This is a genomic window from Minwuia thermotolerans (assembly GCF_002924445.1).
Taxonomy (GTDB): Bacteria; Pseudomonadota; Alphaproteobacteria; order Minwuiales; family Minwuiaceae; genus Minwuia; species Minwuia thermotolerans.
On sequence record NZ_PIGG01000009.1, the window covers coordinates 13,405 to 38,234 of the forward strand.

The 24,830-nt window shown below is 67.6% G+C and carries 26 protein-coding genes; 10 read left to right on the forward strand and 16 right to left on the reverse strand.

Annotated features, from left to right (window positions below; all coding sequences use genetic code 11):
- The first annotated feature begins 163 nt into the window (after positions 1-163).
- The 5 genes from CWC60_RS00960 to CWC60_RS00980 all read left to right on the forward strand — a co-directional run bounded on the left by CWC60_RS00960 (position 164) and on the right by CWC60_RS00980 (position 5,747).
- Complete coding sequence (locus CWC60_RS00960) at positions 164-1,756, forward strand: ABC transporter substrate-binding protein (protein ID WP_206419700.1); 1,593 nt, start codon at positions 164-166, stop codon at positions 1,754-1,756.
- A gap of 71 nt (positions 1,757-1,827) precedes the next feature.
- Positions 1,828-2,811, forward strand: coding sequence for an ABC transporter permease (locus CWC60_RS00965; RefSeq protein ID WP_109792185.1), 984 nt, complete (start codon positions 1,828-1,830; stop codon positions 2,809-2,811).
- Entirely contained in the window at positions 2,811-3,743 is a 933-nt protein-coding gene (locus CWC60_RS00970; RefSeq protein WP_109792186.1) for an ABC transporter permease, read from the forward strand. Before CWC60_RS00965 ends, CWC60_RS00970 begins: the two co-directional genes overlap by 1 nt.
- Positions 3,744-3,747: 4 nt before the next feature.
- Positions 3,748-4,731 carry an ABC transporter ATP-binding protein gene (locus CWC60_RS00975; RefSeq protein WP_109792187.1) on the forward strand — a complete coding sequence of 328 codons (984 nt, stop codon included), beginning with the start codon at positions 3,748-3,750 and terminating at the stop codon, positions 4,729-4,731.
- Positions 4,728-5,747, forward strand: a complete 1,020-nt coding sequence (locus CWC60_RS00980; RefSeq protein ID WP_109792188.1) for an ABC transporter ATP-binding protein — start codon at positions 4,728-4,730, stop codon at positions 5,745-5,747. The genes CWC60_RS00975 and CWC60_RS00980 overlap by 4 nt, the downstream gene beginning before the upstream one ends.
- 9 nt (positions 5,748-5,756) lie before the next feature.
- Here the strand turns inward: CWC60_RS00980 and CWC60_RS00985 are convergent, their stop codons facing one another.
- Together CWC60_RS00985 and CWC60_RS00990 are read right to left on the reverse strand one after the other, a co-directional pair.
- Entirely contained in the window at positions 5,757-6,296 is a 540-nt protein-coding gene (locus CWC60_RS00985) for a GNAT family N-acetyltransferase (protein WP_109792189.1), read from the reverse strand.
- A gap of 13 nt (positions 6,297-6,309) precedes the next feature.
- The gene (locus tag CWC60_RS00990; protein WP_109792190.1) at positions 6,310-6,873 is read right to left on the reverse strand and encodes a helix-turn-helix domain-containing protein; all 564 of its coding nucleotides are present in this window, start codon (positions 6,871-6,873) and stop codon (positions 6,310-6,312) included.
- A 110-nt stretch (positions 6,874-6,983) separates the two neighbouring features.
- On the opposite strand from CWC60_RS00990, the gene CWC60_RS00995 reads away from it, so the two are divergent.
- On the forward strand, positions 6,984-7,415 hold the full coding sequence (locus tag CWC60_RS00995; protein WP_109792191.1) for a PaaI family thioesterase: 432 nt from the start codon (positions 6,984-6,986) through the stop codon (positions 7,413-7,415).
- A 7-nt stretch (positions 7,416-7,422) separates the two neighbouring features.
- On the opposite strand, the gene CWC60_RS01000 is transcribed toward CWC60_RS00995, so the two are convergent.
- From CWC60_RS01000 to CWC60_RS01010, 3 genes are all read right to left on the reverse strand, one after another.
- The gene (locus CWC60_RS01000; RefSeq protein ID WP_109792192.1) at positions 7,423-8,361 is read right to left on the reverse strand and encodes an META domain-containing protein; all 939 of its coding nucleotides are present in this window, start codon (positions 8,359-8,361) and stop codon (positions 7,423-7,425) included.
- A gap of 80 nt (positions 8,362-8,441) precedes the next feature.
- Positions 8,442-9,620, reverse strand: coding sequence for a vWA domain-containing protein (locus CWC60_RS01005; RefSeq protein ID WP_206419701.1), 1,179 nt, complete (start codon positions 9,618-9,620; stop codon positions 8,442-8,444).
- 118 nt (positions 9,621-9,738) lie between these two features.
- Complete coding sequence (locus tag CWC60_RS01010; RefSeq protein ID WP_109792193.1) at positions 9,739-10,587, reverse strand: AAA family ATPase; 849 nt, start codon at positions 10,585-10,587, stop codon at positions 9,739-9,741.
- A 195-nt stretch (positions 10,588-10,782) separates the two neighbouring features.
- On the opposite strand from CWC60_RS01010, the gene CWC60_RS01015 reads away from it, so the two are divergent.
- From CWC60_RS01015 to CWC60_RS01025, 3 genes are read left to right on the forward strand one after another with little or no spacing between them, the layout of a single operon-like run.
- The gene (locus CWC60_RS01015) at positions 10,783-11,133 is read left to right on the forward strand and encodes an Hpt domain-containing protein (RefSeq protein WP_109792194.1); all 351 of its coding nucleotides are present in this window, start codon (positions 10,783-10,785) and stop codon (positions 11,131-11,133) included.
- A 36-nt stretch (positions 11,134-11,169) separates the two neighbouring features.
- Complete coding sequence (locus CWC60_RS01020; protein WP_109792195.1) at positions 11,170-11,538, forward strand: response regulator; 369 nt, start codon at positions 11,170-11,172, stop codon at positions 11,536-11,538.
- A gap of 7 nt (positions 11,539-11,545) precedes the next feature.
- On the forward strand, positions 11,546-12,460 hold the full coding sequence (locus CWC60_RS01025) for an NAD-dependent epimerase/dehydratase family protein (protein WP_109792196.1): 915 nt from the start codon (positions 11,546-11,548) through the stop codon (positions 12,458-12,460).
- Between the two features lie 6 nt (positions 12,461-12,466).
- On the opposite strand, the gene CWC60_RS01030 is transcribed toward CWC60_RS01025, so the two are convergent.
- Genes CWC60_RS01030 through uvrA form a run of 3 tightly spaced genes read right to left on the reverse strand, consistent with a single transcriptional unit; the run spans position 12,467 to position 16,773 of the window.
- Positions 12,467-13,021 carry a carboxymuconolactone decarboxylase family protein gene (locus CWC60_RS01030; protein WP_109792197.1) on the reverse strand — a complete coding sequence of 185 codons (555 nt, stop codon included), beginning with the start codon at positions 13,019-13,021 and terminating at the stop codon, positions 12,467-12,469.
- Positions 13,022-13,046: 25 nt separating this feature from the next.
- Entirely contained in the window at positions 13,047-13,850 is an 804-nt protein-coding gene (locus CWC60_RS01035; protein ID WP_109792198.1) for an SDR family NAD(P)-dependent oxidoreductase, read from the reverse strand.
- 31 nt (positions 13,851-13,881) lie between these two features.
- Positions 13,882-16,773 carry an excinuclease ABC subunit UvrA gene (uvrA, locus tag CWC60_RS01040; RefSeq protein ID WP_109792199.1) on the reverse strand — a complete coding sequence of 964 codons (2,892 nt, stop codon included), beginning with the start codon at positions 16,771-16,773 and terminating at the stop codon, positions 13,882-13,884.
- A gap of 237 nt (positions 16,774-17,010) precedes the next feature.
- Between uvrA and ssb the strand changes: the two genes are divergently transcribed.
- Positions 17,011-17,520: a single-stranded DNA-binding protein gene (gene ssb / locus CWC60_RS01045; protein WP_133120279.1), complete on the forward strand. Its 510-nt coding sequence runs from the start codon at positions 17,011-17,013 to the stop codon at positions 17,518-17,520.
- 53 nt (positions 17,521-17,573) lie between these two features.
- On the opposite strand, the gene CWC60_RS01050 is transcribed toward ssb, so the two are convergent.
- From CWC60_RS01050 to CWC60_RS01085, 8 genes are all read right to left on the reverse strand, one after another.
- Positions 17,574-18,164 carry a DUF6691 family protein gene (locus CWC60_RS01050; RefSeq protein WP_109792201.1) on the reverse strand — a complete coding sequence of 197 codons (591 nt, stop codon included), beginning with the start codon at positions 18,162-18,164 and terminating at the stop codon, positions 17,574-17,576.
- A 3-nt stretch (positions 18,165-18,167) separates the two neighbouring features.
- On the reverse strand, positions 18,168-18,728 hold the full coding sequence (locus CWC60_RS01055; RefSeq protein WP_109792202.1) for a YeeE/YedE thiosulfate transporter family protein: 561 nt from the start codon (positions 18,726-18,728) through the stop codon (positions 18,168-18,170).
- Positions 18,729-18,821: 93 nt separating this feature from the next.
- The gene (locus CWC60_RS01060) at positions 18,822-19,820 is read right to left on the reverse strand and encodes a hypothetical protein (RefSeq protein WP_109792203.1); all 999 of its coding nucleotides are present in this window, start codon (positions 19,818-19,820) and stop codon (positions 18,822-18,824) included.
- Positions 19,817-20,461, reverse strand: coding sequence for a methyltransferase domain-containing protein (locus CWC60_RS01065; protein WP_109792204.1), 645 nt, complete (start codon positions 20,459-20,461; stop codon positions 19,817-19,819). Before CWC60_RS01065 ends, CWC60_RS01060 begins: the two co-directional genes overlap by 4 nt.
- Entirely contained in the window at positions 20,458-21,153 is a 696-nt protein-coding gene (locus CWC60_RS01070; RefSeq protein ID WP_206419702.1) for a class I SAM-dependent methyltransferase, read from the reverse strand. The genes CWC60_RS01065 and CWC60_RS01070 overlap by 4 nt, the downstream gene beginning before the upstream one ends.
- Before the next feature lie 72 nt (positions 21,154-21,225).
- The gene (locus CWC60_RS01075; protein ID WP_109792206.1) at positions 21,226-21,672 is read right to left on the reverse strand and encodes a DUF2306 domain-containing protein; all 447 of its coding nucleotides are present in this window, start codon (positions 21,670-21,672) and stop codon (positions 21,226-21,228) included.
- A 163-nt stretch (positions 21,673-21,835) separates the two neighbouring features.
- A complete protein-coding gene (locus CWC60_RS01080; protein WP_109792207.1) occupies positions 21,836-22,696 on the reverse strand; it encodes an LLM class F420-dependent oxidoreductase in 861 nt (286 codons plus the stop codon).
- 115 nt (positions 22,697-22,811) lie between these two features.
- Entirely contained in the window at positions 22,812-24,815 is a 2,004-nt protein-coding gene (locus CWC60_RS01085; RefSeq protein WP_109792208.1) for a hypothetical protein, read from the reverse strand.
- Positions 24,816-24,830: the final 15 nt, after the last annotated feature.

A 24,830-nucleotide genomic window follows, 5' to 3' on the forward strand; every position in this document is an offset into this window, starting at 1 on the left:
GCGTGGCCAATGGCGAACATGTTGACGCAGCGGCGACCTGACACGCGCATGGCTCCGGAACAAAGCCGTTGACGGCTGTTCGGCGGCATCGCCACTATGCCCCGGTCGTGGGTGCGCAAGGCGCGCCTCACCATTTCAACCCGACTCAAGCGGGAGGCTTCACATGAAAATGCGGAACATGCTTCTGGCCGGTGCTGCGGCGCTGGCGCTGGGCGTGGGGGCGGCGTCGGCGTCGGCGAAGGACATGACCTTCGCCTTCCAGGGTGGCGTGAACTCTATGGATCCCTACAGCCTCAACGAGACCTTCACCCTCGGCTATCTGGGCAACATCTACGAAGGCCTGATCCGGCGCGGCGCCAATCTGGAAATCGAACCGGCCCTGGCCGAAAGCTGGGAGATCGTCGAGCCGACGCGCTGGCGCTTCCATCTGCGCAAGGGCGTGAAGTTCCATGACGGCCGCGACTTCACCGCCGACGACGTGATCTTCTCCGCCGATCGCGTCCGCGGCGAGGGCTCGGACCTCAAGACCCGCCTTGCCGGCGTCGTGGAGGTGATCAAGGTCGACGACTACACGGTCGATTTCGTCACCGAGGCGCCGAACCCGATCCTGCACTTCGAGTGGGAAACCTGGGGCATCATGTCCAAGGGATGGGCCGAGGAGAACGGCGCCGTCACCGCCCAGTCGGCGACTGGCGATGTTGAGAACTACTCCACCCGCAACGCCAACGGCACCGGCCCGTTCCGTCTGCAAAGTCACGAGGCGGATGTTCAGTCTGTTGCTGAGGCTTATCAGGACTGGTGGGACAACGACAACAAGACCCACAACCTGACCAGGGTTGTACAAAAGCCGATCGGTTCCGACTCCACGCGCGTCGCGGCCCTGCTCTCGGGCCAGGTGGACATGGCCTATCCGATCCCGGTGCAGGACATGAACCGCGTCGACGGCAATGACGGCACCTCCATGCTGGTCGGCCCGGAACTGCGCACGATCTTCCTGGGCATGGACCAGCATCGCGACGAACTGCTCTACTCCAGCGTCAAGGGCAAGAACCCCTTCAAGGACGTCCGCGTGCGCCAGGCCTTCTATCACGCCATCAACGCCGACGCGATCAAGCAGAAGGTGATGCGCGGTCTCTCCGAGCCGAGTGCGCTGATGGTGGCGCCGGGGATCAACGGCTTCGACCCGTCCTTCGAGCGTCTGCCCTACGACCCGGACAGGTCCAGGGCGCTGCTGGCCGAAGCCGGCTATCCGGACGGCTTCGAAGTCGGCATGGACTGCCCGAACGACCGTTACGTCAATGACGAAGCGATCTGTCAGGCCATCGTCTCCATGCTGGCGCAGGTGGGCGTGAAGGTGAACCTGCTGGCACAGCCTCGGGCGCTCTACTTCAAGAAGATACTGGCGCCCAGCCTCGACACGTCATTCTACCTGCTGGGCTGGACGCCGGGCTCCTTCGACAGCTGGAACGCGCTGTTCAACCTGCATGGCTGCTATAACGAGGAAACCGGCAACGGCAAATTCAACCTCGGCCGCTACTGCAACGAGGAAGTAGACGCGCTGACCGCGAAGATCCTGTCGGAAACCGATACGGAGAAGCGCAACGCCATGATCAATCAGGCCTGGACGATCACCACCGACGAGGTGGCGTATCTTCCGCTGCATCAGCAGGCACTCGCCTGGGGCGTGCGTGAGGGCGTCAATGTCAAGCAGCGCGCCGACAACCAGTTCTCGTGGCGCCACGTCACGATCGACTGATCGACGCGGACGTGAATACGGCCCTCCGCCCGCCACCCGGCGGCGGGGGGCCGTTCCGTTAAGGGACCGGCATGATTGCATTCGTCATTCGACGCCTGATCCAGGCCATGATCGTGATGCTGGTCGTGGCGCTGATCGGCTTCACCATGTTCCGCTTCGTGGGCGACCCGGTGGCGCAGATGGTCGGCCAGGACACCTCGCTGGCCGAACGGGCGGAACTGCGCGAGAAGCTGGGGCTCAATGACCCGGTTCCGGTCCAGTTCGCGCGCTATGTCAGCAATGTCGTGCAGGGCAATTTCGGCATCTCCTACCGTATCGGCCGGCCGGTGGACCAGCTGCTGCAGGAGCGTCTGCCGGCGACGCTGGAGCTCGCCATACTGGCGGCGATATTCGCGCTGGTGGTCGGCGTGCCGCTGGGTGTCTACACCGGTCTCTATCCCCGAAGCTGGCTCAGTCACGTCTTCCTGACCGTGTCGCTGATCGGCATCTCCCTCCCCACCTTCCTGATCGGCATATTGCTGATCCTCGTCTTCGGCGTCGTCCTCGGCTGGCTGCCGACCTTCGGACGCGGCGAGACCGTCGATCTCGGATTCTGGACGACCGGGTTGCTGACGTCTTCCGGCTGGAAGTCGATCGTCATGCCGGCCTTCACGCTTGGCATGTTCCAGCTCGCGCTGATCATGCGTCTGGTGCGCTCCGAGATGCTGGAGGTGCTGCGCACCGATTTCGTCAAGTTCGCCAGGGCCCGCGGCCTGCGCAATCGCGCCGTCCACTACCGCCATGCGCTGAAGAACACCCTGGTGCCGGTCATCACGATCACCGGCCTGCAGCTCGGCTCGCTCATAGCCTTTGCCATCATCACCGAGACGGTGTTCCAGTGGCCCGGCATGGGGCTGTTGTTCCTGCAGGCGATTCAGTTCGTCGACATCCCGGTCATGTCGACATATCTGATCCTGGTCGCCCTCATTTTCGTGGCCCTCAACCTGCTGGTCGACATCCTCTATTACGCCGTCGATCCCCGGCTTCGCGTCGAGCGCACGGGGGGCGGCCACTGATGGGGCCCTGGGCGCGCCTGAAGGACAATCTCGCCCGCTTCCTGGACGGCGACATCTGGCACAGTTTCCGGACCTCGCCGGTGACCGTCGCCGCCACCTCGCTGGCGCTGGTGATGATCGTCGCCGCGCTGATCGCGCCCCTGATCACGCCGCAGAATCCCTTCGATCCGGCCTCGCTGGACATCTTCGACGCCTTCACCCCGCCGATCTGGCACCCGGACGGCTACTGGCCGTTCGTGATCGGCTCCGACGACCAGGGCCGCGACCTCTATTCGGCGATCCTCTACGGCTCGCGCGTCTCGATCCTGGTCGGCTTCGCCTCGGTGCTGCTGGCGATCCTGATCGGCGTCACGCTCGGCCTGCTGGCGGGCTATCTGGGCGGCACGGCCGATTCGATCATCATGCGCATCGCCGACGTGCAGCTCAGCTTTCCCGCCCTGCTGATCGCGCTGCTGATCAGCGGCGTCTCCAAGGCCTTCTTTCCCGGCGAGAGCCATACGGACATCGCCGTCGCGGTCATCACCGTCTCCATCGCGCTTTCGATCTGGCCGCAGTTCGCGCGCACGGTGCGCGGTTCGACCATGGTGGAGAAGGGCAAGGAGTACGTGCAGGCCGCGCGGGTCATCGGCCTGTCGCGCGGGGCGATCATGTTCCGCCACGTGCTGCCGAACGTTATGGGGCCGGTGCTGGTCATCGGCACCATCAACCTCGCCGTCGCGATCCTGCTGGAGGCGACGCTCTCCTTCCTGGGCGTCGGCGTGCCGGCGACCCAGCCGTCGCTGGGGACGCTGATCCGCATCGGCCAGGACTTCCTGTTCTCGGGCGAGTGGTGGATCGTCATCTTCCCAGGCATCTTCCTGGCGCTGCTGGTCCTGTCGGTGAACCTGCTGGGCGACTGGCTGCGCGACGCCCTGAACCCGAAGCTGAGGTAGCCCGATGGCGACGCCGGTTCTGGAAGTGAAGAATCTGAGGGTCGAGTTCCCGACCCGCCGCGGCACGCTGGTGGCCGTCGACGACATCTCGCTCACCATCGACGAGGGCGAGGTGCTGGGCGTCGTCGGCGAATCCGGCGCCGGCAAGTCGATGACCGGCGCGGCGATCATCGGCCTGATCGAGCCGCCCGGACGCATCGCCGAAGGCCAGATCCTGCTCAACGGCCGGCGCATCGACAACCTGCCCTACGAGTTGATGCGGCGCGTCCGGGGCAAGGAGATCGGCGCCATCTTCCAGGATCCGCTGACCAGCCTCAATCCGCTCTATCAGGTCTCCGAACAACTGGTCGAGACCATCCAGACGCATACGAATCTCACCGACCGGCAGGCCCGCCAGCGCGCGCTCGACCTGCTGAAGGAAGTCGGCATCCCCGCCGCCGAGGAGCGGATCGATCACTATCCGCACCAGTTCTCCGGCGGCATGCGCCAGCGGGTGGTGATCGCGCTGGCGCTGTGCGCGGAGCCGAAGCTGATCATCGCCGACGAACCGACGACGGCCCTCGACGTCTCCATCCAGGCCCAGATCATCACCCTGCTGAAGCGGCTCTGCGCCGAGCACGGCACCTCGGTCATGCTGGTGACCCACGACATGGGCGTGATCGCGGAGACCGCCGACCGCGTGGCGGTGATGTATGCCGGACGGGTGGCCGAGATCGGCCCCGTCCAGGACGTCATCAAGCGGGCGAAGCATCCCTATACCGAGGGTCTGATGGGCGCGATTCCGGCGCTCGGCAACCGCGTCGGCAAGCTCACCCAGATCGACGGCTCCATGCCGCGCCTGACTGACATTCCCAACGGCTGCGCCTTCCACCCGCGCTGCCCGAGAGTGATGTTCAAATGCCATACCGTCCGGCCCGATCTGATGGGCGACGGGCGCCACGACGCGTCGTGCTGGCTGCACGAGCCGGTCGAGGAGGGCGTGGTATGAGCGACGACGTCCTGCTTGAGGTCGAGGGGCTGGTCCGGCATTTCGACGTCTCGCCGCCCTGGCTCAACCGGGTGATCGAGCGCCGGCCAAAAGCCTTCGTGAAGGCCGTCGACGGCGTCAGTTTCGAGATCGGGCGCGGCGAGACCTTCAGCCTGGTGGGCGAGTCGGGGTGTGGCAAGTCCACCGTCGCCCGCCTTGTGGTCGGTCTCTACAATCCGACGGCGGGCCGGCTCACTTTCGACGGCATGGACGTGGCCGGCGACCGGGCACGGCGGCGGAACCCGTCGGCCCAGCGGCGCATGCAGATGATCTTCCAGGACCCTTACGCCTCGCTCAATCCGCGCTGGCGGGTCGAAGACATCGTGGCGGAGCCCATCCGCCATCTCGGGCTGGCGACCGGCGAGGCGGAAATCCGCCGCCGCGTGGGCGAACATCTCTCGCAGGTCGGCCTCAGCCCGAAGGACGGGGCGAAATATCCGCACGAATTCTCCGGCGGCCAGCGCCAGCGGGTCTCCATCGCCCGGGCGCTCGCCGGCGAGCCCGAGTTCCTGGTCTGCGACGAGCCGACCTCGGCGCTCGATGTCTCGGTGCAGGCGCAGATCCTGAATCTGATGAAGGATCTGCAGGAAGAGCTCGGTCTGACCTACCTGTTCATCAGCCACGACCTCGCTGTCGTCTACCACGTCTCCACCACCGTCGGCGTGATGTACCTCGGACGGCTGGTGGAGTGGGCGGAGACGGACACGCTGTTCACCGAGCCCCGGCACCCCTATACGCGCATGCTGCTCGACGCCATCCCCGACCTGGAGATGTCGGGACGCGCGCGCACGCCGGTCGCCGGCGAGGTGCCGAGCCCCATCGATCCGCCGCCCGGCTGCCCGTTCCATCCGCGCTGCCCGCTGGCCAATGACCGCTGCCGCGTCGAAGTGCCGAAGGCGATCCACGCCGGGTCCTCCATGGTCGCCTGCCACGCCGTCGAGGAAGGCCGCCTGCCGCCCTGGGGCGAGCGCGCCTGACGGAGCGCGCTACCGGCCCGCCGGGAACAGCTTGAACATGTAGGTCGTGGCGTCGTAGCGCCCGCCCTCCGGCGTCATGGCGAAATGCGGGATCTCGCCCGCCACCCTGTAGCCGGCGGCGGCGTAGAGCGGCTGGGCCGCATCGCCGGTCCGGGTGTCGAGCGTCACCAGCGTCCTGCCCAGCGCCGCGGCCTTCGCATCCAGCGCCGCCATCAGCGCCCGGCCGATGCCGCGCCGCCGCCAGCCGGGATGAACCAGCAGCTTGGTGACCTCGCCTCGATGGCGCTGGTTGGGCGGCATGTCGAGCAGCAGCTGCACCGTACCGCAGACCTGCTCCCCGTCGAGCGCCGCCCAGAGAATACGCCCGCCGGCCCGGAGCGGCGGCAGCACCTTCGAGGTCCAGAAGGCCTCGGCCTCCTCGCGGGGGAAGGGCCATATGAAGTTCACGTTCGCGCCGGCCTGGACGGCGGCGTGCAGCACCTCGGTGAAGCCGTCCAGTCGCGCCTGGAGCCCGGCCGCGTCGACCTCTTCGATCCTGATGCCTTCCATGTCCGGTTCCTTCTCAGACGACGACGAGGATGTAGCGGGCGCCGCTGCCGGCGGGCGTGCGGAAGGCGCTGGCGCCGTGCAGCCGGTAGCGGAGGCAGTCGCCGGGTCCGAGCCGCCAGGCGCCGTTCTCGTGCTCGATCTCCAGCGCGCCTTCGAGCATCACCAGATGATGCTCCAGCCCGGCGACGGGCGGGGACGGGTAGGCGATCTCCGCGCCCGGCGCCAGTTCGCACTCGATCACCTCGGCGGCCAGACCGCGCGCGGGCGGCGAGACGGAACGGCGCACGAAGCCCGCGTCCGGATCGGTCCAGACCGGCTGTTCCCCGCGCTTCATGTGCGGCCGCCAGTCGTCCTCGACCATGGTCATCAACCGCGAGATCGGCAGGCCGTAGGCGGCGCAGAGCCGGCCCAGCGCCTCGGCCGTCGGGCTGACCTCGGCGTTCTCCAGCCGGGAAAGCGTCGCCCGGCTGACCCCGCTCCGCGCCGCCAGCTGCTGCAGCGAAAGGCCATGCTCGCCGCGCAGGCGTTTCAGCCGTTCCGCCAGGCGCAGCGTCAGATCGGCGTCCTGTTGTTCCATATACGGGAATAAATCCTGAAAACGGGACAGACGCAAGCCCCGCATGCACGTGCTTGACCGGCTGCCGGGCCAATGGTCCCCTCCGCGCGCCGCAGCAGAGGAGAGCGTCCGTGCCCGAAGCCAACCCCCGCGAGATCGAGGCCTTTCTGGCCGAGGCCTTCCCCCAGATCGCCGACCTCAACCTTCGCGTGGAGCAGGCCGGCGGCCGGAAGGCGCGGGTGCGCATGCCGATCGGCGAGGACAATCTGCGCCCCGGCGGCACGGTCTCCGGGCCGACGCTGTTCTGGCTCGCCGATCTCGGGCTCTACATCGCCGTGCTGGCGGACCTGGGAACCGAGGCGGCCGCGATGGCGGTGACCGCCAACGCCACGGTGAACTTCCTCAGCAAGCCGGAACGCGCCGATCTCATCGCCGACGTCCGGCTGATGAAGCTGGGCCGGCGGCTGGCCGTCGGCGAGGTCGCGATCTATTCGGAGGGCAAGGACGACATGGTCGCCCACATCACCGGCTCCTACGCCCTGCCGCCCGCGAAAACGGGATGAGTGCGGCTCATTCCGTGCGCCGCGCGGTGATCTCTCCGGCCTGACCCGCGTCCAGGACCAGGACGCGGTCTTCGCCGATCCGGTAGCCGCGGACCTCGCCCAGCAGGTGAAGGAAACGGCTTTCCGTTTCCATCAGAGGCCCGGCGCAGGCCTTCTTCGTCGCCGCGACCGGCCCGGTGGAGAACTCGGGGCCGTTCAGGTCGTAGCTGGTAGTGTAGGCGTTGCAGCTGGCCTGCCCGTAGAGACGGCCTTCGTGGTCGAAGATCATCGACGGCGGTCGCTCGCCCACGGAATCGGCTCCGGCCAGCGCCGTCACCGCCCAGCGTGCGCCCGTCAGCAGATCGCGCGGCTCGCCGCCGCAGCCCTCCCAGGTCTCGTGGTCGAGGGTCACCGTCACCGTCTTCGGATAGGGCGTGCCGGCCATGGAATCCTGGCAGAGCCGGTCGGCGATGCGGATATCGAGCGCGTGGTCTTCCCTGGCGGCGCGGTAGGTGCGGACGCCGGGGCCGGTTTCGGGCGGCGGCGTCGGCATGGTGACGGTGCGCTCACCATAGTCGGCCTCCAGCCGGATCCGGTCCGCCGTGATCTCCAGCAGCCAGCCCGGTTCCTGCCCCCGGGCCTCGAAGGGCAGGAAGGGTCCATGCTCGGCGCGGCGGCAGTCCAGGGTCTCCGTGGCGCCGACCTTGAGCAGCGCCGTGGCGCCCTTGTCCCAGAACAGTACCGGCTCGCCGCCGCCCGCGGACTCGTAGCGCGCGCCCGAGGCCGACCGCACCCGGATGAGGTGGCGGCGCTCATCGCCGATCATGATCTCCGGTCCGCTGTCCGTCCGCTGGAGGTCGACATCCACGTCGCCGCAGCGATAGGCGGTTCCCTGATCCTGCGCGGCGGCTCCGCCCGCGGCGGCGAGCGTCAGCAGCGCGGCGGCTGAAATCATCAATCTCTGCATGGAATGCCCTCCGTGTCCGGATCGCTCCGGTCACGGATGTGGCGAGCGCCGGCGGCCCTGCCAACCGGCGGACCGTCAGCCTACTTCGACAGTTCCTTCATGCCGTCTTCCAGGCCCTCGAGGGTCAGCGGGAACATGCGGTTGCCCATCAGGTCCTGGAGCAGCTTGATCGACGGCGTGTAGTCCCAGTACTTCTGCGGCACCGGGTTGAGCCAGATCGCCTTGTGGTAGACGTCCAGGAAGCGCCGCATCCAGGCCTCGCCGGCTTCCTCGTTCCAGTGCTCCACCGAACCGCCGGGATAGACGATCTCGTAGGGGCTCATGGTGGCGTCGCCGACGAAGATCAGCTTGTAGTCGGCGGGGAAGGTGTGCAGCACCTGCCAGCTGTCGACGAACTCGGTGTGGCGGCGGCGGTTGTCCTTCCACAGCTTCTCGTAGAGGCAGTTGTGGAAGTAGTAGTATTCGAGGTGCTTGAACTCGGTCTTGGTCGCCGAGAACAGCTCCTCGAGGGTGCGGATGTGGTCGTCCATCGACCCGCCGATGTCGAGCAGCAGCAGCACCTTCACCGTGTTGCGCCGCTCCGGCACCATCTTGATGTCGAGATAGCCGGCGTTGTCGGCGGTCGACTTGATCGTGTTGGGCAGGTCGAGTTCCAGCTCCGCGCCCTCGCGCGCGAAGCGGCGCAGGCGCCTGAGCGCCACCTTGATGTTGCGGGTGCCGAGCTCGACGTCGTCGTCCAGGTTCTTGAACTCGCGCTTGTCCCAGACCTTCACCGCGCGGCGATGGCGGCTTTCCTTCTGGCCGATGCGGACGCCTTCGGGGTTGTAGCCATGAGCGCCGAAGGGGGAGGTGCCGGCGGTGCCGATCCACTTGTTGCCGCCCTGGTGGCGGCCCTTCTGCTCCTCGAGGCGCTTCTTCAGCTCCTCCATCAGCTTCTCGAAGCCGCCCAGGGCCTCGATCTCGGCCATTTCCTCGGGCGTCAGCACCTTCTCGGCCAGTTTCTCCAGCCACTCCTCGGGGATCTCGTGGGTCTCCTCCGCGGAGACGAAGTTGAGGCCGTTGAAGCACTTGCCGAAGACCTGGTCGAACTTGTCGATGTTCTTCTCGTCCTTCACCAGCGTGGCGCGGGCGAGGTAGTAGAATTCGTCGACGCGGTAGTCGGTGACGTGCTGCTTCATCGCCTCCAGCAGCGTCAGGTACTCGCGCAGCGTCGCTGGCACCTTGTGCTGCCTCAGCTCGAGGAAGAAATTCACGAACACGGCATCCTCCTGCAATAGGTCGGCGCCCTCGGACTCGATCCGAGGGCCCAGTCAACCGGAGACGCTGTTCTGGATCCCCGGGTCAAGCCCGGGGACGCCGTCAACAGTTCCGACCGGTCTATTTGTTCTGCTCGCGCTTGGCGAGGAAGGCCAACCGCTCGAACAGGTGCACGTCCTGCTCGTTCTTCAGCAGCGCGCCGTGCAGCGGCGGGATCAGCTTCTTCGGATCCCGCGACTTCAGCGTGTCGGCCGGCAGATCCTCGGACATCAGCAGCTTCAGCCAGTCGAGCAGTTCCGAGGTCGACGGCTTCTTCTTCAGGCCCGGGACGTCGCGGATGTCGTAGAAGATGCGCAGCGCCTCGGAGACCAGCTCGCGCTGGATGCCCGGATAGTGCACGTCCACGATCTCCCGCATGGTCTCGTCGTCGGGGAAGCGGATGTAGTGGAAGAAGCAGCGGCGCAGGAAGGCGTCCGGCAGCTCCTTCTCGTTGTTGGAGGTGATGATGATCAGCGGGCGCTGTTTGGCGACCACCGTCTCGCCGGTCTCGTAGACGTAGAACTGCATGCGGTCGAGTTCCAGCAGCAGGTCGTTGGGGAACTCGATGTCGGCCTTGTCGACCTCGTCAATCAGCAGCACTGGGCGCTTCTCGACCGTGAAGGCCTCCCAGAGCTTGCCGCGCTTGATGTAGTTGCGGATGTCGTTGACCCGCTCGTCGCCGAGCTGGGAGTCGCGCAGGCGGCTGACGGCGTCGTACTCGTAGAGACCCTGCTGGGCCTTGGTGGTCGACTTGACGTGCCATTCGATGAGCTGGGTGTCGAAAGCCTTCGCGACCTCGTGGGCCAGGATGGTCTTGCCGGTGCCGGGCTCGCCCTTGATCAGCAGCGGCCGTTCAAGGGTGGCGGCGGCGTTCACCGCGACCATCAGGTCTTCGGTCGCCACGTAGGTGCTGGTGCCTTCGAAACGCATGTTCACTCCATCCCCGTCATCTGGTTCCTTCGATAGCTGGCCGGCAAACTAGGTCTACTCGCGGGTACGATCAAGCCTGCCGGCGCGGGCGGCGCGCATGCGCCATGCGGTCGCTCGCCTTGGCGCGGCACTTGCTGTAGCTTGCCGGCCGGCACCGGTACGGCCGGCTTGATTCGTTCCGGGGGGTGACTGGTCATGACCGAACATTTCGATGCGGCGGCCTTCGGCGCGCTCAGGCAGACCCTGGGCGACCAGATGGTCGAGATGCTGCTCGGAAAGTATCTCGTGCAGATGGAGGAGAAGATCGGCCTGCTGCGCCAGGGCGTCGAGGCCCGCGACATGGCCCAGGTGCGCCAGCAGGCTCACGATCTGACCTCCAGTTCCGGCTCCGTGGGGCTGGGCGCGATGAGGGACAAGGCGAGCGAATGCGAATTCGCGGTCAAGGAGGGCCGTGAGGATGCGGCACTGGAGCGCGCCCGGGAGCTGATCGCGCTGGCGCCGGAGACGGCGGCGGCCATCCGCGAGGCGTTTCCCGGCCTGCCGTGAACGCCGGACGCCGCCGAGGGGAGAAAAGGGAACCGTATGAACAAGCGTATTCTGGTGGTCGAGGACAACATGCTTGTCCAGGAAGTCTATGCGTCGGCGCTGCAGAAGCTCGACTGCGACATCGTCACCGCAGATGACGGCCATGAGGCGATGGAACTGGCCGAGGAAGAGCGGCCGGACCTGATCATCATGGACATCATGCTGCCCGGCGTATCCGGGCTCGACCTGGTGCAGAAAATGAAAGCCGATCCGAAGCTCGCCGACGTGCCGATCATCGTCGTCACCACCATGGCGACCGCCGGCGACCAGAAGATGATCCGGGAAGCGGGCGCAGACGCCTATCTGCCCAAGCCGATCCAGGTCGACGAGTTCATCGAAGCCGTCCGCCGGACGCTGGAAGGCTGACCCGGTCATGGCGCACTGGCTCGTGACCGGCGGCTGCGGCTTCATCGGCTCCCATCTCTGCGACGCCCTGACCGCGCGCGGCGACACGGTGACGATCCTGGACGACATGTCCACGGGCAAGCGGGAGAACGCGCCCGCCGAGGCGGAGGTCGTCGAGGGCGACGTGGCCGACGCCGCGCTGGTCCGGCGGCTGATGGAAAAGGCCGATGGCTGCTTCCACCTCGCCGCCGTGGCCTCGGTGCAGCGCTGCACCGAGGAGTGGGTGACCAGCCACCGCACCAACCTGACCGGCACCATCACGGTGTTCGACGCCGCCCGCCAGGCCGGCGGCCGGCCAGTGATCTACGCCTCATCGGCCGCCGTCTACGGCGACAACCCCGACGTGCCGCTGGACGAGGACGCGCGCACCAGGCCGCTCTCGGCCTATGGCGCCGACAAGCTGGGCTGCGAACTGCATGGCCGCGTCGCCCATGGCGTGCACGGCGTGCCCAATACCGGCTTCCGCTTCTTCAACGTCTTCGGGCCGCGCCAGGACCCGAAGTCGCCCTATTCCGGCGTCATCGCCATCTTCACCGACCGCATCCGCGCTGGCCAGGGCATCACGATCTTCGGCAACGGCGAGCAGGTGCGGGACTTCGTCTATGTCGGCGACGTGGTGCGCCACCTGCTGGCGGCGATGGACGCGGGCGGCGGCGAAGGTGCGGTCTTCAATGTCTGCACCGGCCGCAAGACCTCGGTGCTGGATCTGGCAAACACGATCGCGGAGTTGTCGGACGCCGAAGCCGACATCACCTTCGCCGAGCCGCGCGCCGGCGACATCCGTACCTCACTGGGCGACCCCGCAAAGGCCAACGCCGCCTTCAACGTCCCCGCGGAGACCGACTTCCGCAGCGGTCTGCGCCTGACGCTGGAGAGCCATTGAGGGGTTTCACTTCTCCGGCAGGGGGAAGCGCTCGAGATAGGGCATGTAGGCGTCCTCGACGTCGATCTGCAGGCTGCCGAGGATGCGGACGACCGCATTGTAGGTCGCGACGGCCAGCACGAGTTCGATGATCAGGTCGTGGCCCAGATGACCTTCCAGGGCATCGAAGGTCGCGTCCGCGACTGCGCCGTCCAGCGTCATCTCCCGCGCCGCCCGGCAGGCGAGCTTCGCCAGCGGGTCGAGATCGCTGTCGCGGCCTTCCGCTTCGGCGATCAGGCCCTCGATATCCGCCTCGCTGACGCCGAAGTCGTAACCGATCCTGATGTGATGCGACCACTCGTAGGGGGAGCGCGCCAGCCAGCCGACGGTCAGGATGGCCAGTTCCCGGATCCGTCCGTCCAGCTCGCTCCCGTTGCGGATGTGGCTGCCCAGATGCGCGAAGGCCCGCGCGGCGGACGGATTGTTGGCCAGCGCCCGGAACAGGTTGATGCCCGAACGCTCCAGCAGCGGCCTGTCGTCCTCCGCCAGGTCGTCCTTCGTCAGGTACTTCACGCGCGCCATTTTCCGGTTCTCCCCTCTGGCCGCCTCAGCCGGCCGAATCCCGTTCCGGTCCGGTCAGCGTCACACCACCGTCCACCACCAGCGTCTGGCCGGTGACATAGCGCGCCTGGGCCGACAGCAGGAAACGCACGGCCTGGCCGACGTCCCAGCCCGTGCCCTCGATGCCCAGCCTGGAGGCCTTCGCCCGCTGGGCGCGCGCCGCCTCGCTCATGCCGCGGCCATAGACCATGGGCGTGTAGACCGGCCCCGGCGCGACGCAGTTCACCCGGATTCCGTCCGGGCCGTGATCGACCGCCATGGCCCGGGTCAGCGCTATCACCGCGCCCTTGGAGACGGAATAGGCGGTCAGACCGCGCGGCCTGAGCGCCGAGATCGACGAGACGTTGACGATGGCGCCGCCGCCGCTCTCTATCATGGCCGGGATGGCGTGCTTGGAGACCAGGAACATGGTCTCGACATTGACCCGCATCACCCGCTCCCAGTCGGTCTGGCTGGTGGCGACGACGCTGCCGCGGCTGCCGATGCCGACATTGTTGTCGAGGGCATCGAGCCGGCCGAAGGCATCCAGCGTCGCCCGCACCATGGCCTCGCACTGTGCTTCGTCGGTGGCGTCGGCCTCGAAGGCGCGGGCCTCGCCGCCCTCGCCCCGGATCATTTCCGCCGTGCGCTCGGCCAGCGCCCTGTCGCGGTCGGCGACCATCACGCGCGCGCCGGCGCGGGCCAGCAGGATCGCCGCCGCCCGGCCATTGCCGATGCCGTCGCCCGCCGCGCCGCCGCCGACGACCAGCGCCGCCTTGCCTTCCAGGCCGAAGGATTCCGTCTCCGCCATCTCGTTCCCCTCCGCCGCACCGCGGCCTGATTCAGGCGGCGTTGCGCCGCTTCCGCGTCCGCGCTTTCTTCGGCGCCGGCAGCGCCTTCGACGCGCGCCGGGCCAGCACTTCGGCCAGATAGCGGCCGGTGTGGCTCTCGGCGACCGTGGCGACTTCCTCGGGCGTGCCGCAGGCGACGATCTCGCCGCCGCCGTCGCCGCCTTCCGGGCCGATGTCGACGATCCAGTCGGCGGTCTTGATGACTTCCAGGTTGTGTTCGATGACGAGCACCGAATTGCCGCTGTCGACCAGCGCCTGCAGCACTTCCAGCAGCTTCCGCACGTCCTCGAAATGCAGGCCTGTGGTCGGCTCGTCCAGGATGTAGAGCGTGCGGCCCGTGGCCCGTTTCGACAGTTCCTTGGCCAGCTTCACGCGCTGGGCCTCGCCGCCCGAGAGCGTCGTCGCCTGCTGGCCGATCTTGATGTAGCCGAGGCCGACGCGCATCAGCGTGTCCAGCTTCTCGCGCACCGCCGGCACCGCCTTGAAGAACTCCTGGCCCTCCTCGACGGTCATCTCCAGCACGTCGGAGATCGACTTGCCCTTGAACAGGATGTCGAGGGTCTCGCGGTTGTAGCGCCGGCCCTTGCAGACGTCGCAGGTGACGTAGATGTCGGGCAGGAAGTGCATCTCGATCTTGATCAGCCCGTCGCCCTGGCAGGCCTCGCAGCGCCCGCCCTTGACGTTGAAGCTGAACCGCCCGGGCTTGTAGCCGCGCGCCTTGGCCTCGGGCAGTTCCGCGAACCAGTCGCGGATCGGCGAGAAGGCGCCGGTATAGGTCGCCGGATTGGAGCGCGGGGTGCGGCCGATGGGCGACTGGTCGATGTCGATGATCTTGTCCAGCCATTCCAGGCCGTCGATGCGCTGATGCGGCGCCGGTGCGGCCTTGGCGCCGTGCAGCCGCCGCGCCAGCGCCTTGTAGAGCGTCTCGATGGTCAGCGTCGACTTGCCCGATCCCGAAACGCCCGTGATGCAGACGAAGGCGCCGAGCGGCAGGGTGGCGGTGACGTTCTTCAGGTTGTTGCCGGTGGCGCCGACAATGCGCAGGAAGCGGTCCCGGTGGCCTTCGCGGCGCCGCTGCGGCACCGGCACCTGGGCGATGCCGGCGAGATACTGGCCGGTGATCGAGGCCTCGGTCTGCATGATCCGCTCGGGCGTGCCCTCGGCGATCAGTTCGCCGCCATGGGCGCCGGCCAGCGGGCCGATGTCGATGACGTGGTCGGCCGACAGGATGGCTTCCTCGTCGTGCTCCACGACGATCACCGTATTGCCGAGATCGCGCAGGTTCTTCAGCGTCTCCAGCAGGCGGCCATTGTCGCGCTGGTGCAGGCCGATGGAGGGCTCGTCGAGCACGTAGAGCACGCCTGTGAGGCCGGACCCGATCTGGCTGGCCAGACGGATCCGCTGGCTCTCGCCGCCCGACAGCGTGCCGGAATTGCGGCTCAGCGTCAGGTATTCCAGGCCGACATTGTTGAGGAAGCCGACGCGTTCGTTGATTTCCTTCAGGATACGTTCGGCGATCTCCCGCTGTTTCGGGGTCAGCTTCGGCTCCAGCCCGCCGAACCACTCCGCCGCCCCCTTGATGGAGAATTCCGAGGCCTGGCCGATATGCAGGCCGTTGATCTTCACCGCCAGCGCCTCGGGCTTCAGCCGGTACCCGCCGCAGACCGAGCAGGCGGTCTTCGCCTGATAGGTCTCGATCTCCTCGCGCATGCGCGCCGAATCGGTTTCGCGCCAGCGCCGCTCCAGATTGCGGACGACGCCTTCGAAGCCCTTGGCCGTCTTGTAGCTGCGCAGGCCGTCGTCATAGCGGAACTCGATCTGCTCCTTGCCCGAGCCGAACAGGATGACGTCCCGCACCGCCTCGGGCAGCTCCTCCCAGGGCGTGGTCATGGACTGGCCAAAATGGCGCAGGATGCTGTCCAGCGTCTGCATGTAGTAGGGCGAGGTCGTCTTCGACCAGGGCGCGATGGCGCCGGCACGCAGGCTCAGGTCCTTCTCGGGGACCACGAGGTCGGCGTCGACATACATCTCCGTGCCCAGGCCGTCGCAGGCCGGACAGGCGCCGAAGGGGTTGTTGAAGCTGAACAGCCGGGGCTCGATCTCCTCGATGGTGAAGCCGGAGACCGGGCAGGCGAACTTGGCCGAGAAGACGGTCCGCTCGCCGCCGTCGGCGTTCTCGGCAATGGCGATGCCCTCGGCCAGGGCCAGCGCGGTCTCGAAGCTGTCGGCGAGGCGGGTGGCGATGTCGTCGCGGACGACGATGCGGTCGACCACCACCTCGATGTCGTGCTTGAGCTTCTTGTCGAGCGCCGGCACGTCCTCGATGTCGTAGAGCTCGCCGTCGACCTTGACGCGCTGGAAGCCGCCCTTCCTGAGATCCCTGAACTCCTTGCGGTACTCGCCCTTGCGGCCGCGCACCATGGGCGCCAGCAGGTAGAGCCGCGTGCCTTCCTCCATGGCCATCACCCGGTCGACCATCTGGCTGACCGTCTGGCTCTCGATCGGCTCGCCGGTCGCGGGCGAGTAGGGGATGCCGATCCGGGCCCAGAGCAGGCGCATGTAGTCATGGATCTCGGTCACCGTGCCGACGGTGGAGCGCGGATTCTTCGACGTCGTTTTCTGCTCTATGGAGATGGCCGGGCTCAGCCCCTCGATGTGGTCGACGTCCGGCTTCTGCATCAGTTCCAGGAACTGGCGCGCATAGGCCGAAAGGCTCTCGACATAGCGGCGCTGCCCTTCGGCGTAGATGGTGTCGAAGGCCAGCGACGACTTGCCCGAACCCGACAGCCCGGTGATCACCACCAGCCGGTCGCGGGGAATGTCGACGTCAATGCCCTTCAGATTGTGCTCGCGGGCGCCGCGGACACTGATGACCTTCTGCATGAAACACCATCTGCCGGAGAAAGCGGAACGAATGGAAAACCTATCGCGCCTCGCCGGGCCGGACCAGACCTTCGGCGCGTCTCATGACAATATAGGGCGCGGAGCCGGTTTTGGACCGTTCCCCGGTGGCGTGCGCCGATCAGCCGCCCCCCGGCGGGCCGTCGCAAGCCGGTGGCGTCCGCCGCCGCGAGGGGCTAAGACTCGGGGCAGAATCGATTCCGGCGCGGAGGGCTGAACATGGCAGGGGTGAACAAGGTCATTCTGGTGGGCAATCTGGGCGCCGACCCGGAAGTGCGCCGCATGAACGACGGCAATCCGGTGGTGAACCTGCGCCTCGCCACGTCCGAGCAGTGGCGTGACAGGAACTCCGGCGAACGGCGCGAGCGCACCGAATGGCACCGGGTGGTGATCTTCAACGAGAACCTCGCCCGCGTCGCCGAGCAGTATCTGAAGAAGGGCTCCAAGGTCTATATCGAGGGCCAGCTGCAGACCCGGAAATGGCAGGACCAGTCGGGCCAGGACCGTTACTCGACCGAGGTCGTGCTCAACCGCTTCCGGGGCGAGTTGCAGATGCTCGACAGCCGCGGCGCCGGTGGCGGCAGCGGTGGCGGCGATGACGGCGGCTATGGCGATGGCGGCGGCGGCTACGGCGGCGGCCGCAGCGGCGGCTCCGGCGGCGGTAGCGGCGGCGGTGGCCGCGACGACTATGGCGGCGGCAGTGACCTGGACGACGAAATTCCGTTCTAGGGACGGCACGGAAAGGGGCCGGACTGCGGTGTCCGGCCCCGGTTGCCGTTCTGCTATTCGGCCGCGATCGACCTTGGCTTGCCGGTCAGGCGGTGCGGCAGCAGCAGACCGATGGCGATGAAGACGACGCCAACGGCGATGCCGAGGATTTCGCCGCTCAGGCTCTCGAACAGAGCCGGGTAGCCGGCGCCCTCGATCAGACCCAGGGTCGTCTTGCCGCCGGCGATGTCCGCCAGCATCGCGCTGCCGGCGAAGTCTTCGTAGCTCACCATGTAGGCCGCCGCGCCGCACAGGCCGCCAATGGCGAAGAACAGCGCATCCTTGCGGCCTGTGGCCAGCGCGGTCAGCCCCGTCCCGGGGCAGTAGCCGGCGACCGCGAAGCCCGCGCCGAGCAGCAGGCCGCCGATGAAGACGCCGGCATAGGCCGACTTCACCGACAGGTGGCCCGGATCGACCACGCCGAGCAGCAAGCCGCCGAACAGCAGCACCGATGCGACGCCGATGCCGGTGAAGATGGTCTTCATCAGGTGCGTTTCGGTCAGGTTCAGCATGCGGATGATGTAACCGGGGTTGGTGGCCCCGATCCGGTCCAGCGTGGCGCCGAACGCCGCGCCGAGGACGATGGCGAGAAGCATCTCGGTCATGGCTCAGGCCTCCTTGCGGAACAGGATGAGGGCGACGGGGATCGCGGCGAGAAAGGCGCCGGCGGCAAAGACGTAGCCGGAGAGGGCAGTCTGCATCATGCCGCTCATCATGTGGCCGGATGTGCAGCCGCCGGCCAGGCGGGCGCCGAAGAGCACGATGAATCCGGCGACGAAGACCGCGGCGTAGCGCTTCGCCGGAGAGTCGCCGAAATTGGCGCGCCAGACTGCCGGCATCGTACGCTCTTCCCGCCCGACGCCGCCGCGAAGCAGCGCCGAGACGAGGGCGCCGGCCATCATCGCGATGACGAAGACGAAGCTGTAGTTCAGCGGATTGGCGACGTTCTTCGCATAGCTCCCGCCGCTCTTGTCGAGATAGGCGTTGGGGCTGGCGTAGCCGCTCTTCGCCGTCTCGTCGACGACGACGACTTCAGGCGCGAACAGGTCCCAGATCATGCCGTCCAGGATCACGAACTGGGTCGAGACGCCGATGGGCTTCACCAGCAGGACCGCGGCGAAGAAGACGACACCCAGCAGGATGCCGCCATTGCGTGGCGAGAGGATCATCGCCCACCTCCATTTTACAGGGTTCAGATGGACAATAGATCACGGGACGGCCGCCGCAGGCTTGATCTGGGTCAAGTGGCGCGGCGCCGCGGATCAGAACCGCCAGACGATCCGTTCGCCGTCGCGTTCGACGCGGAAGCGCCGCGTGCGGTCGTGGACCAGAAGACAGCCCTCGATCAGTCCCGACCAGGCGCGCAGCAGGGGATCGAACTGGTCCTCCCGGCCGCGCATGGTGCGCCAGCCGGTCTGCGCGACCGTATGGGCGTCCTTGCGCCCGGCCGCCTCGTCCATCCCGGACAGCAGGGCCAGCAGGAAATCGCCGAAGTCGCCGGGCTCGCCCATGATGTCGCGCAGCCTGCCATAGTAGTGCAGGCCGATCCGGACCCCGGCGCCGTGGCCCGCCTCCCCGGCGTCGCGCGCGCCGAGCACCTCGATCAGCGCCGGCAGGGCGTTGGTCAGATAGGTGACGGCGTAGTTGCGTTTCACCTTCAGCAGCCGGTCTTCCGGCCAGTCGACCGTCGGGAATTGCGCCGGGTCGTAGTCGGGCCGGGGGTGGTCCGGCTCGAAACTGAGACGTTCATGGGGCGCCAGCGGCCGGCCCCGGTCGATGAAGAACCCTTCCAGGCCCGGGTGGCCCTCCGCCGTTTGCCCGACGCAGACATAGCCGAGACTCTCGACGCCGAGGGTGGCGCCGATCTGGCTGTGGAAGCCGCGCATGGGCGCGGTCGAGACTTCGGGCGGAATGGCGCAGATCGCCGTGCCGTCGTACATCCAGCGCGGCGTCGGATAGCGGATCCAGGCCTTTTCCGGGCTCTCGACGGCGCATTCGACCAGCACGCCGCCCAGCTTGTTGGCGAGATAGAGGAACTTCGCCGCCGTCTCGGCCGGCGGCAGGCCGGCAAGGCCGAGTTTCTCGATGGATTGCAGGAACTTCTGCCCCCGCTGGCGCTCGAAGGTGCGCTGCATCATCCCGGCCGCGGCATCCGTACCGTGCTTCTGCAGGACGAAGAGGATCAGGCCGATGAAGTAGCGGTGGTGCAGTTCGCGCGCCGCGTCCCAGCGCGCCGCCTGAATCGGGTCGATGGCATTCATGCGTCCAAGCTACCGCCGGGATTCCGCCGCGCCAACGCATCATGCGCGTCCGACCGGAAAACCGCCATCTGGCTGGCGCCCCCCAACTCGGGATGGACGCCTCCGATATCGCGGAATTCGACCTTGTAGCCGGCGCTTCCGGCGACTCTGGCGCCCCATTTCCGAAACCTGGCCCGAGGCCATTCGAAGCGGTGGCCGGGATGGCGGAAGCGGTGGGCCGGCACGCCGAGGATGACGTTGTACTCGACGTTCGGCGTCGTCACGATGACAGTCTTCGGGCGCAGGTCGTGGAACACTGAGCGCTCCAGCTTCGACAGCCGTTCCGGCTCGATATGCTCGATGGTCTCCAGCAGCACCGCGCAGTCGAACCCCCGCAGGTCCGTCTGGGGTTCCAGCATCGAACCCATACGGACTTCGATCCGCCCGGCCCCGTCCGCCTCGGTCTTCAGTCTCTCCCTCAGACGGTCCAGCGCCCGGGGACACAGATCCATCCCGACCAGCCGTCCGATGCCGGAATTCCGCGCCAGTCGCACGAGGAGATCGCCGTCGCCGCAGCCCAGATCGACGAGGCTGGCGGGCCCGCTCTCGTCGATGGCGGCGCAGACCGAATCCAGCCGTTGCGTATGCAGCAAGGTGGTCATTCGCCGTCATTCCCCGGTCCGGGCCGCTGCATCAGGACGACATCCTTGACGGGCGTGCGGAAGGACCAGCCCCAGCTGCCGGCGAGATGGCGGAAGGTCGATTCGCGGTAGAACACGACATGGGTCGGATCCCGGCGGTAGTGCCAGGCGGCGAAGCGCGCGTCGTCCGTCTGGAAACACGTCATGATGCCGAGCCAGCCCCCGGGCCGTACGAGCCGGCGCAGCCGGCGGAACTCTTCCGCCGGCCGGTGAAAATGCTCCGCCGTCTCGCTGCAGACGACGAAATCGTAGACGTCTTCAAGCACTGTCGGATCGGGCGCGAAGAAGGGATCGTAGAGCGCCACTTCGTGACCGGCCTCGCGGAACATCGCGGCGAGAGCCGGGCCCGGCCCGCAGCCATAGTCGAGTCCGGCCGACGGGGACTCCAGACGGGCGAGCAGCGGCAGCGCCAGCTTCGAGAGAAAACGCCGGTAGCCCGGATCGCCAACGTCGTTCTGGTGCCCTGTGTAATAGGCCCGCTCGGCCGCGCGCGCCGGCAGCTGAGCCGGATCGAGAAAGCGGGCCTCGCAATCGCGGCATCGCCAGTAGTCGCGCCCGTCCACTGCCAGCAGGACCGCGGTCCGCGCGGACAGGCAGACCGGGCAGGCCGGCTCGGTCGGCGGCGGCGGCCCACGGCGGGCGGCGGTCCTCACGTTCGTTTCATCCACTTCGTTCGGATCCTTGCCGCTCATCGGCTGTCGTGTCCGGCCATGATTGCCTTAGGTTCAGGATCGCAAATCCGCCGTCCGCCGCGCAAGCCGCCGGCGCAGCATCTCTGCGAACGCGATCCAGACGATCCAGAAGCCGGCGACCAGCGTCACGAGGGCGGTCGCGGGCAGGTCGAGGCCATGGCGCTGGGCGGCGAAGAAGCCGGCGGTGACCAGTCCGCCATAGAGCATGATCATCGAATAGCCGTGGCCGGCCAGATTGCCGCGGCGGACCATCGCCATGGCCCAGGCCAGCGTGAACAGCGTCCAGGCCGAGAGCGCGTGCAGGAAGCTGAAGCCGCCGGTCAGCGAAGTCAGGAAAAAGGAGCTCAGCGCTGTCAGCGCCATGGCCGCCACGTAGGCACGGCCGACAAGGCGGTGGCGGCGCCCGGCCTTGCGCCCGGCGATCTGGACGGCGCCGAGGATGAGGGCGGCGAAGGCGAGGGCGGTATGGGCGAATTCCATGGCGGTCTCTCCGCATCGGGTTGGCGATGGCGGAGAGATGCAGAGGCCGCCGGCACGCCGCCAGCGCGATTGCGCCGGCGGCGCCGCGGGTTTCGCAGGTTGCGCAGGGGGCGCAGTTCGCGCTTCGCGAAGCGCGCCCCCACCGGCTGCGGCCGGTCAGGGATCAGCCGGCGATGTAGTCCCTGGCGAAGTCCTTCAACGCTTCCGGCCCGCCGTCGCCGCCCAGCGCGCTCGGCATGATCACCGCCCGTTCGACGCCCAGTTTCTCCAGGCCATCCAGCATCTCCCGGCCCATCTGCGGCACCCAGATGGTCGACAGCTCGATCTCGCCGATTTCGCGGCCCTCGGCCTCCAGCGCCGATTTCAGCGCGTCGAGCTGGCCGGGAAGCTGCCGCAGGTCGGCGCCGGGAATGAACCACCCATCGCCGTATCTGGCGATCCGTTCGAAGATCCTGCCCTTGTTGCCGCCCATGTGGATCGGCACGCCCGGGCGCTGCACCGGCAGGGGATAGCTCTTGAAGTTGTGCCAGCTGAGGAACTCGCTCTCGTGCTCGACCGTCTCGCCGGACCAGACCTTCTTCAGGGCGACCATGTAATCGTCGAAGCGCGCGCCGCGGCGCTCGAACGGCGTGCCCATGGCCTCGAACTCCTCGCGCAGCCAGCCGATGCCTGCGCCCAGCATGAACCGCCCGCCGGAGACGAAGTCCAGGCTCGCCGCCTGCTTGGCCAGCAGCAGCGGATTGGTCTGGGAGACGATGTTGATGCCGGTGGCCAGTTTGATGGTGCTCGTCGCCTGGGCGATCGCGGTCAGCGCGATCAGCGGATCGACGAAGTTGGTCTCCGGGGCCGCGCCCATCTTGCCGGACTTGTTGTAGGGGTACTTCGATTCGTAGTCGTGCGGCACGATCACGTGCTCGAAGGTCCAGACGCTGTCGAAGCCGAGTTCTTCGGCCGCCTGCGCCATGGCGATCATCTGCGCCGCCGACTGCACGCCGACATTCACCGGCACGATCCCGAATTTCATCTCTTCCGCTCCCTGCTGATTTCATTGACTGGCTGCGGGGCAATGTAGCGTTGCGGCGCGCGAGGCCAAGCCATCTCCGGCGTCCCGCTCTCCCGCGAACAGTCCTGCCCCGCGCCTACCCGCGTGGTGCTTCTCCGGCCAGCGACGTCACGGGAATGCGGTCGGCGGCCCAGCTGCCCACGGCCATCTCCCTCACCCGCTCGACCACGTCGCGCGGAACGGCGCCGCGCCGCGCCTCTCTGAGCGGCTGGTCGTGGAACAGGTAGAGGCGCGAAAGGAATTGCTCGAACTCCAGAGATCCTTCGCCGGAGCGCTCCCCGTTGCCGCCTGTGGTCACCGTCACGCCATGGCCCCAGTCCTGACCGCTGTCATTGTTGGGGTTGAAGAAGTACACGCGCATCTCCCCCGACCGTCCCGGCGCGACGCGCAGGATGGTGATGGCGTGCCAGCCGACGAACGCGCCCGTGGCGTCCGTGAAGGCGATACCGGCCGGCTGCGGATGGATCAGCGGGCGGTCTCCGTTGTAGGCCGGGTGATAGGTTTCGTGGAATCGGGCGACGAACCCCTCGTAGTCGGCAAGCTGGCCGGTGGCGATATCGACGGCCACCGCGCAGTCGCGCGCCACCCACCAGCCATGGAACTCGGGATTGATCCAGCGATGGGGGTCGCCCGGCCGCCCCGCGCAGCGCCGGCCCATCTCGGCATAGATCCGGTCCAGATGCGGCACCAGCAGGACCGAGACCGGATCGGCGTCGATCGGTCCGAACCCGGCGAGCCCCGCCGGCAGGTCGGCGGAGTTCACCGCCTCGCCCTCGAAGTGCATCAGGATGGTTTCGGCCTCACCCGCCTGCACGATCAGATGCAGCAGGTAGTCGGGGTCGTTCAGCGCCCACATGGAGATCGCGCGTGCGGACTGGCAGGTCGGATTGGCGCCCTGGCCGACGCCCAGGGGCAGGCCGAGCACTTCCAGCGCGCCCGCCAGGAGATGGGACTCCGGCGAAGTTCCCGGGCCGAAGGCCTGCGCCAGGCGTTCGCGCACCGCGGTTGTGGGTTCGAGGCGGAGAACGCGTTTGAGGGACGGTGGCATGGGCGCGTGATGCAGCACGCCCCTCTCCATCAGCGACGCCAGGCCGTAGAGCGCCTGCGGCGTCGCCGGCGTGACCGCGGCGCGGATGAGTTCCTCCGTCAGGCCGCGGAAATTCCGCCAGCAGTCGAGCCCGGTCGAGCCCAGCCCCATCGCCTCGGGAACGAGCGGCCGGTCGGGATAATCCAGGGCCCAGAGAAGAAAGGCGACGTGATAGTCGGATACGAGGCCGGTGTCGTGCATCGATCGCGCGAAACCCATCGCTTCCCGCGACAACCCGGAATCGTCCATGTGCGACAGCCGCTCGCGATAGGCTTCGAGACCCGGGTCGTCGAGCGTTTCCGCGGTCGGCCCGAACAGGGCGCTGACCAGCCGCTCCGCGCCGAGGCGTTCGGCGCCCGGCTCGCTGCCCTGCCGGTTCAGCGCGACGGCGATCTGCGTGATCATGTCCTTGACCGGCCCGACCTGGACCGGCCGCTGTTCGAGAATCCGCCAGATTTCCGCAACGAGGACGCCGAGCACGTCGCGCAGGCCGATCCGCGCCGCGATGAAGTGCAGAAGCCGCGCGTTCACGTCGGCCCGTTCTCCGCTCGCCCGGCTGGATTCGTCGGACAGGTTGAAGAATCGCCTCAGGTTGAGGGCCAGGATCTGGGTCAGGAAATGCTGCGCATGATCCCCGCCCAGCGTCGGATGCTGGGCCTCGCCGCAGGCGACGGCAAGAAAGCGCAGCAGACTGGCCGCCTCCAGACTCGCCAGGGCCTCATCGGGGCTGTCCAGAGACGGGCTCACCAGCTGCGGCAGCAGCACCGTCGGATTCTCCCAGTCCGAGCCGGCGAAGAGCCCGGCCGCGTCAAGGCGCGGCGCGCGCTGATAGACGGCATCCGGGCCACCGGCAAGCCGGAGCAACCGCCCGATCACGTCGAGAACCGGGCGCTGATGGCGCTGCTTGGCGAAGCTTCGGGCCTGTTCCAGGCGCTGCAGGGCGACGTCGAGCGTCCCGGCGAGACGCTCGACCTCCGCACTCGCTTCCGTCATGGCGCCTCGCTCCGG

Excerpts from the sequence above, each read along its gene's own strand:
- CWC60_RS01035 (WP_109792198.1), bottom strand. The coding sequence starts at position 13,850 with ATGGCGGAGACGGAATCCTTCGGCCTGGAAGGCAAGGCGGCGCTGGTC.
- CWC60_RS01065 (WP_109792204.1), bottom strand. The coding sequence starts at position 20,461 with ATGACCACCTTGCTGCATACGCAACGGCTGGATTCGGTCTGCGCCGCC.
- CWC60_RS01055 (WP_109792202.1), bottom strand. The coding sequence starts at position 18,728 with ATGATCCTCTCGCCACGCAATGGCGGCATCCTGCTGGGTGTCGTCTTC.
- CWC60_RS01025 (WP_109792196.1), top strand. The coding sequence starts at position 11,546 with ATGGCGCACTGGCTCGTGACCGGCGGCTGCGGCTTCATCGGCTCCCAT.
- CWC60_RS00990 (WP_109792190.1), bottom strand. The coding sequence starts at position 6,873 with ATGGAACAACAGGACGCCGATCTGACGCTGCGCCTGGCGGAACGGCTG.
- CWC60_RS01020 (WP_109792195.1), top strand. The coding sequence starts at position 11,170 with ATGAACAAGCGTATTCTGGTGGTCGAGGACAACATGCTTGTCCAGGAA.
- CWC60_RS00975 (WP_109792187.1), top strand. The coding sequence starts at position 3,748 with ATGGCGACGCCGGTTCTGGAAGTGAAGAATCTGAGGGTCGAGTTCCCG.
- CWC60_RS00980 (WP_109792188.1), top strand. The coding sequence starts at position 4,728 with ATGAGCGACGACGTCCTGCTTGAGGTCGAGGGGCTGGTCCGGCATTTC.
- CWC60_RS01030 (WP_109792197.1), bottom strand. The coding sequence starts at position 13,021 with ATGGCGCGCGTGAAGTACCTGACGAAGGACGACCTGGCGGAGGACGAC.
- CWC60_RS01060 (WP_109792203.1), bottom strand. The coding sequence starts at position 19,820 with ATGAATGCCATCGACCCGATTCAGGCGGCGCGCTGGGACGCGGCGCGC.
- ssb (WP_133120279.1), top strand. The coding sequence starts at position 17,011 with ATGGCAGGGGTGAACAAGGTCATTCTGGTGGGCAATCTGGGCGCCGAC.
- CWC60_RS01080 (WP_109792207.1), bottom strand. The coding sequence starts at position 22,696 with ATGAAATTCGGGATCGTGCCGGTGAATGTCGGCGTGCAGTCGGCGGCG.
- CWC60_RS01085 (WP_109792208.1), bottom strand. The coding sequence starts at position 24,815 with ATGACGGAAGCGAGTGCGGAGGTCGAGCGTCTCGCCGGGACGCTCGAC.
- uvrA (WP_109792199.1), bottom strand. The coding sequence starts at position 16,773 with ATGCAGAAGGTCATCAGTGTCCGCGGCGCCCGCGAGCACAATCTGAAG.
- CWC60_RS01000 (WP_109792192.1), bottom strand. The coding sequence starts at position 8,361 with ATGCAGAGATTGATGATTTCAGCCGCCGCGCTGCTGACGCTCGCCGCC.
- CWC60_RS01075 (WP_109792206.1), bottom strand. The coding sequence starts at position 21,672 with ATGGAATTCGCCCATACCGCCCTCGCCTTCGCCGCCCTCATCCTCGGC.
- CWC60_RS00960 (WP_206419700.1), top strand. The coding sequence starts at position 164 with ATGAAAATGCGGAACATGCTTCTGGCCGGTGCTGCGGCGCTGGCGCTG.
- CWC60_RS00970 (WP_109792186.1), top strand. The coding sequence starts at position 2,811 with ATGGGGCCCTGGGCGCGCCTGAAGGACAATCTCGCCCGCTTCCTGGAC.
- CWC60_RS01050 (WP_109792201.1), bottom strand. The coding sequence starts at position 18,164 with ATGACCGAGATGCTTCTCGCCATCGTCCTCGGCGCGGCGTTCGGCGCC.
- CWC60_RS00965 (WP_109792185.1), top strand. The coding sequence starts at position 1,828 with ATGATTGCATTCGTCATTCGACGCCTGATCCAGGCCATGATCGTGATG.
- CWC60_RS00985 (WP_109792189.1), bottom strand. The coding sequence starts at position 6,296 with ATGGAAGGCATCAGGATCGAAGAGGTCGACGCGGCCGGGCTCCAGGCG.
- CWC60_RS01010 (WP_109792193.1), bottom strand. The coding sequence starts at position 10,587 with ATGCGTTTCGAAGGCACCAGCACCTACGTGGCGACCGAAGACCTGATG.
- CWC60_RS01015 (WP_109792194.1), top strand. The coding sequence starts at position 10,783 with ATGACCGAACATTTCGATGCGGCGGCCTTCGGCGCGCTCAGGCAGACC.